The sequence below is a fragment of the Rhizobium changzhiense genome (assembly GCF_013087625.1).
Taxonomy (GTDB): domain Bacteria; phylum Pseudomonadota; class Alphaproteobacteria; order Rhizobiales; family Rhizobiaceae; genus Rhizobium; species Rhizobium sophorae.
Genome location: NZ_JABFCQ010000004.1, coordinates 247065 through 256409 on the forward strand (window position 1 = coordinate 247065; position 9345 = coordinate 256409).

The window sequence follows — 9345 nt, forward strand, 5'->3', positions numbered from 1 at the left end:
GACGTCGTTGCCATGAAACGCAAAAAGCCCCGCTTTTTCGGCGGGGCCTTCCTCCTGCTGATCCGACAGACAGTTCTTAGAACTTCACGCCGATTCCGAACTTGAGTTCGTGCTGGTCGATGTCGACATCAACGCCGAGAATGTCTTTCTCGCCGAAGTCATTATACCGATACTCGCCGCGGGCGAAGATGTTGTTGGTGATGGCAAAGTCGACGCCAGCGCCGACGGTGTAACCGTTGAAGGTCTCCGTTTCTTTGTCAAACCCCGGCACGTCCACGTATCCGCGCGTGGCGGTCCAACCAGCTGCGCCGTAAAGCAGCGCTCTGTCGAAGGCGTAGCCGACACGACCACGAACAGCGCCGGCCCAATCGGTCCCAACATCCGCCCCCAGCGCTTCCTCTTCGTTCCAGTTGTGTTCGAGGTTGCCCTCGATACCAACAACGAAGTTGTTGTCGAACTGGAAATTGTAACCCACAAATCCACCGAAGACGCCGCCGTTGAAATCCTGAGAATCGCTGGCCCCGCCGACGCTGAAGTCACCGTTTAGCCAACTGGCGCCGCCATCGATACCGAGATAAGGGCCTGACCAGGTGAAAGCCGGCGCAGCCGCAACAGGTGCGGCCGGGATGTCCTGTACGGCATCCGCCGCAAACGCGGTCGTTGCGACAAGTGCTAGAAAAGTGGTGGCGACCGTTAGCTTCATTTTCGTTTACCCCATGTCTTGCAACACGCCAGAGGATACAGCCCAACTCAACAAATAGCTGTAAGGCTAAAGACACACTCGCAGAACTATACGATTAGAGAACATATGCGCCAAAGTGGTCGTGACAAGTATCGCGCCCTCTAATAACTGCAAGACCGCCCGTCGCTAGGTCTAAACCCACCCCCACACGCGGGATTAAGCGGCTGACGCTCATAATAACCGCCGCCGATCGACGACGTCTGGTCGACGCTTCCGGACGAAGTGCAGCCCGAAATGATCGTGGCAAGGCTGATCAGCGTTCCGGTCGCGATAAATGCGAAAAATCGGTTCATCTGAGCTTCTCCTTCGAAGGGCATGGTTTTACCCCAAGCGGGCAATCTACCACGCCACGGCGAATACCGACGAGGATTTATAGCGGCCGGCCGCCCTCGGCGGCCCGTTCTAACGTCAATGTGATCATCTTTTAGGCCAGCCCCTGCCCCAGCCATGCACTGTCGCATAACTGTCATGCTAAATTGCCCATTGTTACGGCAGCCTGGGCAAAATATATGCTGCCGGCTAACAAAAAAAAGAATGAGTGAACTGCCATGAGTGCCATACAGAAACTTTTCAACCGCAATCTCCTGACCCGCTTCGTCGCTGGTCTCGGTGCGGTTCCCCAGCGCATTCGCGGCGCACGCGAAGAGCGCAAGCCCGCTATCCACCCATCCTTCATGGACGATTTCGGCGCCTAGCAGGACAATTGGCGAGTCAACAGACTCGTCTGTCCCGCGATTACCTCCTCCAATGTCATTTCAGTCGATATCTGACAGGAAGCCGCCAGCGGCTTCTGATCAAGTTGCGGCGGAAAATTCCTTCCGGAACCAGATCCGGTCAACGGGCCGGCCTCCCGCATACCCGCTGACCCTGCCGAATTCGACATATCCGAGCTTCGGGTAAAAATCCGGGGCCTGGGTCGAGAGCGTGTCGACGCAGGCCACGACGGCGGCGCCGCGGCGCCCTTCTTCTTCCACCGCCGCCATCAGCTTCCGGCCGATGCCGCTCAGGCGCAGCGATTGCGCCACCCACAAATTGCCGATGAAAAGAACCGAGAAGGAAACGGACGCCGTTATCCCGCCGGCAAGCCCTCCATTCTCCCGCCAGACGATGGCGAAGGCCTCGCGTCTGATCAGCGCTCTCATTGAAGGCGTTCAGGCCATCGGAAATCGCGGTGGCGACCTCGGACGGGACGGGATCGAGCGTTTCGAACATTGCTTCCTCGTCGTCGATGATCGCCATATGATAGCGAGCCATCGGTTCCGGTCCAGCCGTTTCGGTTTTAAGGTCGGCGGACATCCTCCTGATTCAAGCTCCAATGCATGCACCCCGCAGATTTTTCTCTCGCTGCGCATGCGCCTGTCTTTTCCGCCGTAATAGCTTCACAATCAACCGACAGAAAGCTCTTCCGGGAAACGACAACCAAGGAATGAAAACATGGCGCCGATCTATACCAAAACTGTCCTGATGACCGCCTTTCTGGCGCTGCCGCTTGCCGCCGCAGCGCCCGCCTTCGCACAGGAAGCAAAGCCGCGCGAGCCGGTGATTTCGGTGACCGGCGATGGCGAATCGTCCGTCGCTCCCGATATGGCCGTCGTCAATCTCGCCGTCGTCAAGCAGGCGAAAACCGCCCGCGAAGCGCTCGATGAGAACAACAAGGCGATGAACGACGTTCTTGCCGCGCTGAAGAGCGGCGGCATCGCTGAGCGCGACCTGCAGACATCCGGCTTTTCCATCCAGCCGCAATACAATTATCCGCAGCCGGTCGACGGCCAGCAGCAGCAGCCGCAGCTGATCGGCTACCAGACCATCAATTCGGTCACCGTCAGGCTGCGCGATCTCGCCAAGCTCGGCGCGGTGATCGACCAGTCCGTCACCCTCGGCATCAACCAGGGCGGCGAAATCCAGTTCACCAATGACAAGCCGGACGCCGCGATCGAAGAGGCACGCAAGGCCGCCGTCGCCGATGCCGTCAAGAGGGCAAAGACGCTGAGCGAAGCCGCCGGCGTCAAGCTCGGCCGCATACTCGAGATCAACGAGAATGTGCCGCGCGCCATGCCGCAGCCGGTCTATCGCGCCACGATGATGAAAGAGGCCTCCGACGCTGCCGTTCCCGTCCAGGGCGGCGAGAACAATTACAATGTCAGCGTCACCGTGACCTTCGCCATCGAGCAGTAAACATTGCAGCGCCGCGTGTCTTCTCAGATGCGCGGCGCTCGTTTCAATGTCACCTTCTGCTCCTCGGCCCAAGAGAACGCCGATGCCAGCCCCTCATCCGGCTGCCGCCACCTTCTCCCCGTAAACGGGGCGAAGGGACAATGCCGCGCCCTCTCCGTTCCCCGCTCGCTCTCGCAGGGCACGTCCCCTCGCCCCGTTTTTACGGGGAGAGGTTAGGGTGAGGGGCAGCCATTGGCGCCAACCGGACAGCCGTGCCACAGGACCCACGATGATGCCGGAGGAAAGAGCGCAGTCAAACTAAGCGCAGAAAGAAAACCGCCCTTGCCGATCCGGGGAGACTGGCAAAGGCGGTTCTGGCCGCCGCATCGGGGAGACGAGGCGGTATTCTACTTGATATCAGCGGCGGCGCAGAGCGGGGCAACCGCGCACATTGCCGAAGCTCATTTCATCCGGGCCGCGACGCGTCCAGCCCTGGACGATCACGCGGCGCGGGGTGATGTCGACAACCCGGGCGCGGCGAAAGCCGTAATCCCGGGCGAGGTTTTCGGCAAGCTGCGGATTGCAGCCGCGCGACGGGCGGCCGTAGCCTGAAGGCGGACGGTCATAACCCGGAGGCGGACGGCGGTAATCCTGCGGCGGACCACGGTCCGGCTCGCCAATAATGATATTCAACTGTGCGGCGGCCGGGGCCACCGTACCGGCCAGGGTGCCGGCTGTCAGCATGACGGCAAGACCCGCCTTTGCCAGAAACTGCATCATCGAAAAACCTTTTCGTTTGAAAGTCGGGCCGGTCGAGCCGCCCTCCCATTACTCCGCATGACGCCGAAGCGTCATTTGGGAATCACTCATACAGGTCAGAGAAGAGACGGCTGAAAGTGTCAGCGTCAAGGCAAAAACGGACCGGAAGCGCCGCATCGGCGCCTCCGGCCGCAGTCCTCAGCGCCGGATCAGCGGGCAGCCGCGGACATTCGCGAAGGTGATCCTGTCCCAGCCGCGGCGGTCGCGCCCGGCAACGACGACGACCCGCGGCGACATGCGGGTGATATGGGCTCTCCGCAGGCCGAAATCACGCGCCTTGCGCACAGCGTGCATCGGTGAGCAGCCGCGGATCGGACGATGGTATTGCGCCTCGACGATAAAGCTCGTCTGCGGTCCGGCGGCGGCCGTGGAAACAGTGGCCGGAATGGAGCAGAGGGCGAGCAATGCGGCAAGCGAAGCCTTGGTCAGGAAATGCGTCATGTTGTGTCTCCGTCGATTGGTATTCCCAAGCTCTCCCTTCAGGGATTGTCTAGACAGTAAACTCCGCAAACTGAATGGCGTTCGAACCGCGCATTCAGTTTGCATTCACAAGAGCATGATGCCGAAAACGTCAGCGGTTTTCGGCATCATCGACTCTCTTCTTCGATGTTCAGGGACTGAGATGCAGCACGATTTCGCGCCGGTGCGGCCGGTCGCGATGTTCGAAAAGATAGAGCCCCTGCCAGGTGCCGAGCATCAACCGCCCCCTGGCGACGGGAATGCCGATCGTGACCTGCGTCAGCGCCGCCTTGATATGCGCCGGCATATCGTCCGGCCCCTCGGCCCTGTGCACGATCCAGCCCATCTCGGGATCGGAGGCCGGCGGCACGAGGCGGCGGAAGAAGGCGAGAAGATCGGTGCGCACATCGGGATCGGCATTTTCCTGGATCAGCAGCGAGCAGGATGTGTGGCGCACGAAAACCGTGAGAAGCCCCTCCTCCTGCCCCGACGCGCTGACGAAGGCCTCCGCCTGGTGGGTGAATTCGTAAAGGCCTTGTCCGCGTGTGGACAAGGTGAGGATCGTCTGGGGCAAGGCGCTCTCCTGCTTCGAGATGACATCTGGGTCGCGAGTTGGCGCGCTGCTTGGCGCAAGTCAAGCTTGCCCGGGCGATCAGAGCTTGAGCAGCGTCTCGAAGCCGCCGTAGATCATCCGCTTGCCGTCGAACGGCATCTGCCACTGGTCGCCCTTGAGCCTGGGATCGGCCATCACCTTGGCATTGATATCGTCGCGTTCCTGGCGCGAGCCGTAGACGATCCAGGAAAACACCACCACCTCGTCCTCCTTCGCCTGCACGGCGCGGGGAAAGGAGGTCAACTCGCCATAGGGCACGTCATCGCCGATGCATTCGACATATTCGAGCGCGCCATATTCCTTCCAGATCGAGCCGGCGAAGGTCGAGAATTCCTTGTAGACCTCGATATTCGCTTTCGGCACAGCGACGATGAAACCATCGACATAGGACATCTCGCTCCTCCTTTGCGTATCTGCGCCTTGTTATGGCGGAGGAGATAGGACGGCGGCCAGGCAGGTCCAGGGACGAAGCGCTCAACTGCCTTGCCATCTCTGGCTTGCGCCGCTGTCGATCGTTCACTCGATTTGTGAGGTTTGACCCCGATCCGATTTTCCGCTTTACCGGCATTGCAGAACAATCCTTCCAGTAAGCATTGGGCGGGACACCATGATTAGAGCGGTCCTTTTTGATCTTGACGAGACCCTCATCGACAAGACCGCTACCGTCCTCACCTTCCTGCCGCTCCAATATCAGCGGTTTCGTCTTGGTGAGCACGGCGTCGACGAACAGCGCTACATCGCTGAATTCCTGCAGCTGGAGAAGGCCGGCCTGGTAAGAAAGCGCGATCTTTATCCGCGCCTGGTGGAGACATTCGGTCTTCCAGGCGAGCTTGCTGAGGCCCTCTTCCGCGACTTCGAGACAGTGTATCCCGGCATGGCTGTTCCCATGTCAGGAGCAAAACAGACCATTTCGGCGCTGAAGCAATACGGCGTTCTAGTCGGCGTCGTCAGCAATGGCGAAGGCAATGTTCAGCGACCGAAAATCGCGGCGGCGGGACTGAACGAAGGGCTCGACCTGGTGGTCATTTCAGGAGATATCGGCCTTCGTAAACCGGAACGGGAAATTTTCGAGCTGGCTGTCGGCCGTCTCCACCTGCCCGTCGACAGCTGTCTCTTCGTCGGTGACAATCCCCGAGGCCGATATTGTTGGAGCAGAGAACGCCGGTATGCATGCCGTCTATTTCGGCCCGAAAAACGCCTGGCCGGCTTCGCTGCCCTCGCCGCGGTATCAAATAGAGTTGCTGCCGCAGCTGATAGCCCTTGTCCGCGATCTGAACGCACTCACCGAGGGCTTGATGGCGACGAAGCGCCCGCGCCTAAGGTGACGCCTATGCATTTGGCTGCGGCCTGATAGGCGCACCCGAGGCTTGCCAGGCCCCGCCCGGAGAAGGTCGCCCGTTATCCGCTTCGGCCCCCTCAGGGCCCATTCACCAGCTTGAGGATGAGCTGCTGGATATTGCCGCCGTCACCCATTTCGATCTTGTCGAAGTCGCGGCCGCGCTGGCGCTGTCTTTGGGAGATCTCGCCGAGGCGCCGGGTCAGCTCGATCCTGATCTTCTTGCAATCGGGATCGTCGGCAACGGTGAGGCCGATGCTCATCGCCTCGATCTCCTTGACCATCTCCTTGATGGTCTCGCCATGCACCCGCTCATGCGCCTGCACCCCTGATATGAAGCCCTCCCAGCTGCTCTTCACGGCGGCTGGCAGCTCGGCGGATGGTTTCGGCAGCGTATAGGTGATGATGAGCTTCGGACGGTTGGTCACGATAACGCAGGCATTTCCCTGCGATTCGTATTTCCTGGTCCAGGTCAGCTTGAACGTCGTATGCGCGATCGCCCGGCCGAAGCCACTGGTCTTCGGCCCACGCTCGCCGATCGATGCATAGAGCCCGGCCCCCGATGTGCCTGATATCGAATAGGGCCGTACCTCTTCGACCGCCTGCCAATTGGCCAACGCCACAGCCGGCACCGACGCGAAAACCGCCGCAAGCACACAGGATAGAAAATTTGTTGTCACGCGCGGCTCCGCCGAATGATGTTTCGGGCCGAACCTAGCGGGAGCGGTCGTCGCTTTCAACGCGTCATGCATGTGCTAGCCCTGCAGCGTCTTGACCTTGGTGAGATCGGGGAAGAGCCGCATCCACAGGGCGACGACGACGATCGTGCCGAGTCCGCCGACAACGCCGGTGGCGACGGGGCCGAGGACTGCCGCCATCATACCGGATTCGAATTCGCCGAGCTGGTTGGAGGTGCCGATGAACAGCGAGTTGACGGCGCTGACGCGGCCACGCATTTCGTCCGGCGTCAGAAGCTGCACCAGCGAGCTGCGCACGACGACGCTGACCGTATCGGACGCGCCGACCACGAACAGCGCGACCACGGAAAGCGCGATATTGGTCGAAAGCGAGAAGACGATGGTGGCGACGCCGAACACGGCGACGGCGGCAAGCATCTTGCGCCCGACATTGCTACTCAGTGGCCGGCGGGCGAGCACGATCGACATGGCGAGCGCGCCGACCGCCGGGGCAGCGCGGAGAAAACCGAGCCCCCAGGGACCGGCATGCAGGATATCGCTGGCGAACATCGGCAGCAGCGCAGTCGCGCCGCCGAGCAGCACCGCGAAGAGATCGAGCGAGATCGTCCCGAGCATCACCGGCCGGCTGCGGATGAAGGAGACGCCTGCAAAGACCGAGGCGAGCGTCACCGGCTCACGCTTGGCAGGGCTCCATTGCATCCGGATCGAGATGACGTTGAAGCTTGCGACGGCAAAGAGCAGCGCGGATATGGCAAAGGGCGCGACGGGGTGGAGGCCATAAAGCAGGCCGCCGAGCGAGGGGCCGACGATCAGCGCCGTCTGCATAAGCGAGGTGGAGGTTGCAACCGCCTTCTGCAGCATCGAGGCTGGCACGATGTTCGGCAGCAGCGCCGCCATGGTCGGGCGCTCGAAGGCGACGACGGCGCCGAGCACGGTGACGGCGGCAAGGATGCCGGCCGATGTCAGCCATTGTTGCCAGGTGGCAACCGCCAGCACCAGCGCCGTCACCGCCTCGATCAACTGGCAGACAAGTCCGATGCGCCGCCGATCGAACCGGTCGGCGACATGGCCGACGACGAAGGTCAGCGCCGCCATCGGGAGAAACTGGCACAAGCCGACGAGGCCGAGCGCAAAGGCGCTGTGCGTCTGATCGTAGATCATCCACCCCATGGCGATGCCAATGGACTGGAAGGAAAGCGAGGAAAAGACGCGGGAGGCGGCGAAGTTCAGATAGCCGGGGTGGCGAAGAACGCTCCCCGGGCCTTGGGATATGTCCATTGCGATGTCACCGGCCGGCAGCGCGGGTCCGCCAGCCTTTATAAGAGTTTTCAAGGTCGGAGCGGTGTTCTGCCCGAATGGGCGAATTGTCAATCGCAATGAGCTGGTGTCACCGGATTGTGTGATGCCTCAGTTTTAGCGCGGTTCCCTGGAGATGCTGAGATAGCCGGGATCGAATTCGGCGATTTCCTGCAGGCGTTCCCAGTCGACGATGGTGATCGTCCGGTTCTCCCAGGTGAACACGCCCTCGCGCCTCAGCGCCTGCAGCGTCTTGTTGAGGTGGACGACGGAAACGCCGAGCACGTCGGCCATCTCGATCTGCGTCAACGGAAACTGGAAACTTGCGCCGCGCGTCCGCTTCACCACCTGCAGCCGCACGAAGAGTTCGCAGACGAGATGGGCGATATGGGCGCGCTTGGAGCGCCGGCCCATGGCGACAATCCACTCGCGGTGGATGGCGCCATCCACCAGCGTATCGAGCCAGAGCAGCCGGGTCAGATGCGGCATGCCCTCGGTGATCGCCTTGAGATCGGCGTGATCGGCAAAGGCGACATGACAGGACGACAGCGCGACGATCCCGTGATCCATTTTCTTGATCGGGAAAGCATGCAGATCGACGAAATCGCCGGCGACATGCAGCGCGGTGATCTGGCGGCTGCCATCGGCCATCACCTTATAGCGCGCCGCAAAACCATCGAGCAGCAGCGTGCTGTAGCCAGGCCTGCTTCCTTCGGAGACGAGATCCTCCCCGGCAGCAAAATACCTGTCTTTGACGATGATGGCTCTGAGATGGCTTTCCTCTTCGGCCGACAACACATCGCGGCTTCCAAGGTTGAGCAGCAGGGATTCAATCACGGGCTTGCCCACCGGTATCGCTGGAGCCCGACCGATTTCGATGCGACCTATATTTTTCTATAAGAATCAATGCCTAGCCTCGGGAACAATTGTCTTCATCTGTGATTTCCCCTGTGACGCGCAGGAAAAAACATGGCTCGCTACTATTTCGATCTACACAACGGGGAAGGTCCCACGCGCGATGAGCACGGCACCGAGCTCAGATCTCGTGAAGACATTCCGAAAGAAGTGACCCGCATCCTGCTGGATGTGGCCCGTGACGAATTGCCTGCGGGTGATCGCGCGATCATCGCCGTCACCGTTCGCAACGAGAGTGGCGATCCGGTCACGGTTGCCAGCCTCGTCTTCAGCAATGAATGGCTCGACGTCTTACGATAGCCGCAGCCGTTTA

General features: G+C 60.9%; 13 protein-coding genes and 1 pseudogene. 4 read left to right on the plus strand and 10 right to left on the minus strand.

Going from position 1 to position 9345, the window contains the following annotated elements:
• Window positions 1–76: 76 nt before the first annotated feature.
• Together G9X68_RS21345 and G9X68_RS21350 are read right to left on the minus strand one after the other, a co-directional pair.
• Complete coding sequence (locus G9X68_RS21345) at window positions 77–703, minus strand: outer membrane protein (protein WP_171604127.1); 627 nt, start codon at window positions 701–703, stop codon at window positions 77–79.
• Between the two features lie 140 nt (window positions 704–843).
• Window positions 844–1035, minus strand: coding sequence for a hypothetical protein (locus G9X68_RS21350; RefSeq protein WP_020050966.1), 192 nt, complete (start codon window positions 1033–1035; stop codon window positions 844–846).
• 255 nt (window positions 1036–1290) lie between these two features.
• Between G9X68_RS21350 and G9X68_RS21355 the strand changes: the two genes are divergently transcribed.
• The gene (locus G9X68_RS21355; RefSeq protein WP_171604128.1) at window positions 1291–1437 is read left to right on the plus strand and encodes a hypothetical protein; all 147 of its coding nucleotides are present in this window, start codon (window positions 1291–1293) and stop codon (window positions 1435–1437) included.
• Window positions 1438–1536: 99 nt separating this feature from the next.
• Here G9X68_RS21355 and G9X68_RS21360 read toward each other — a convergent pair.
• Window positions 1537–1981, minus strand: a pseudogene (locus G9X68_RS21360) (GNAT family N-acetyltransferase).
• A gap of 195 nt (window positions 1982–2176) precedes the next feature.
• Here G9X68_RS21360 and G9X68_RS21365 point away from each other — a divergent pair.
• Complete coding sequence (locus G9X68_RS21365; protein WP_171604129.1) at window positions 2177–2917, plus strand: SIMPL domain-containing protein; 741 nt, start codon at window positions 2177–2179, stop codon at window positions 2915–2917.
• A 396-nt stretch (window positions 2918–3313) separates the two neighbouring features.
• On the opposite strand, the gene G9X68_RS21370 is transcribed toward G9X68_RS21365, so the two are convergent.
• The 4 genes from G9X68_RS21370 to G9X68_RS21385 form a co-directional block, all read right to left on the minus strand.
• Window positions 3314–3676, minus strand: coding sequence for a hypothetical protein (locus tag G9X68_RS21370; protein ID WP_171604130.1), 363 nt, complete (start codon window positions 3674–3676; stop codon window positions 3314–3316).
• Window positions 3677–3853: 177 nt separating this feature from the next.
• A complete protein-coding gene (locus G9X68_RS21375) occupies window positions 3854–4156 on the minus strand; it encodes a hypothetical protein (protein ID WP_171604131.1) in 303 nt (100 codons plus the stop codon).
• 169 nt (window positions 4157–4325) lie between these two features.
• Window positions 4326–4748, minus strand: coding sequence for a secondary thiamine-phosphate synthase enzyme YjbQ (locus G9X68_RS21380; RefSeq protein WP_171604132.1), 423 nt, complete (start codon window positions 4746–4748; stop codon window positions 4326–4328).
• 78 nt (window positions 4749–4826) lie between these two features.
• Window positions 4827–5180, minus strand: coding sequence for a DUF1428 domain-containing protein (locus G9X68_RS21385; RefSeq protein ID WP_168309896.1), 354 nt, complete (start codon window positions 5178–5180; stop codon window positions 4827–4829).
• Window positions 5181–5394: 214 nt separating this feature from the next.
• Between G9X68_RS21385 and G9X68_RS21390 the strand changes: the two genes are divergently transcribed.
• Entirely contained in the window at window positions 5395–6138 is a 744-nt protein-coding gene (locus G9X68_RS21390) for an HAD family hydrolase (protein ID WP_244956231.1), read from the plus strand.
• 65 nt (window positions 6139–6203) lie between these two features.
• On the opposite strand, the gene G9X68_RS21395 is transcribed toward G9X68_RS21390, so the two are convergent.
• The 3 genes from G9X68_RS21395 to G9X68_RS21405 form a co-directional block, all read right to left on the minus strand.
• Entirely contained in the window at window positions 6204–6875 is a 672-nt protein-coding gene (locus tag G9X68_RS21395; protein ID WP_171604133.1) for a DUF922 domain-containing Zn-dependent protease, read from the minus strand.
• 3 nt (window positions 6876–6878) lie between these two features.
• The gene (locus tag G9X68_RS21400; protein ID WP_171604134.1) at window positions 6879–8099 is read right to left on the minus strand and encodes an MFS transporter; all 1221 of its coding nucleotides are present in this window, start codon (window positions 8097–8099) and stop codon (window positions 6879–6881) included.
• 135 nt (window positions 8100–8234) lie between these two features.
• A complete protein-coding gene (locus G9X68_RS21405; RefSeq protein WP_017961399.1) occupies window positions 8235–8954 on the minus strand; it encodes a Crp/Fnr family transcriptional regulator in 720 nt (239 codons plus the stop codon).
• Between the two features lie 132 nt (window positions 8955–9086).
• Between G9X68_RS21405 and G9X68_RS21410 the strand changes: the two genes are divergently transcribed.
• Entirely contained in the window at window positions 9087–9332 is a 246-nt protein-coding gene (locus G9X68_RS21410) for a DUF6894 family protein (protein WP_168255513.1), read from the plus strand.
• Window positions 9333–9345 lie beyond the last annotated feature (13 nt).

Coding starts and splice junctions, on each gene's coding strand:
- G9X68_RS21345 (WP_171604127.1), bottom strand. CDS start 703: ATGAAGCTAACGGTCGCCACCACTTTTCTAGCACTTGTCGCAACGACC.
- G9X68_RS21350 (WP_020050966.1), bottom strand. CDS start 1,035: ATGAACCGATTTTTCGCATTTATCGCGACCGGAACGCTGATCAGCCTT.
- G9X68_RS21355 (WP_171604128.1), top strand. CDS start 1,291: ATGAGTGCCATACAGAAACTTTTCAACCGCAATCTCCTGACCCGCTTC.
- G9X68_RS21365 (WP_171604129.1), top strand. CDS start 2,177: ATGGCGCCGATCTATACCAAAACTGTCCTGATGACCGCCTTTCTGGCG.
- G9X68_RS21370 (WP_171604130.1), bottom strand. CDS start 3,676: ATGATGCAGTTTCTGGCAAAGGCGGGTCTTGCCGTCATGCTGACAGCC.
- G9X68_RS21375 (WP_171604131.1), bottom strand. CDS start 4,156: ATGACGCATTTCCTGACCAAGGCTTCGCTTGCCGCATTGCTCGCCCTC.
- G9X68_RS21385 (WP_168309896.1), bottom strand. CDS start 5,180: ATGTCCTATGTCGATGGTTTCATCGTCGCTGTGCCGAAAGCGAATATC.
- G9X68_RS21390 (WP_244956231.1), top strand. CDS start 5,395: ATGATTAGAGCGGTCCTTTTTGATCTTGACGAGACCCTCATCGACAAG.
- G9X68_RS21395 (WP_171604133.1), bottom strand. CDS start 6,875: ATGCATGACGCGTTGAAAGCGACGACCGCTCCCGCTAGGTTCGGCCCG.
- G9X68_RS21400 (WP_171604134.1), bottom strand. CDS start 8,099: ATGGACATATCCCAAGGCCCGGGGAGCGTTCTTCGCCACCCCGGCTAT.
- G9X68_RS21410 (WP_168255513.1), top strand. CDS start 9,087: ATGGCTCGCTACTATTTCGATCTACACAACGGGGAAGGTCCCACGCGC.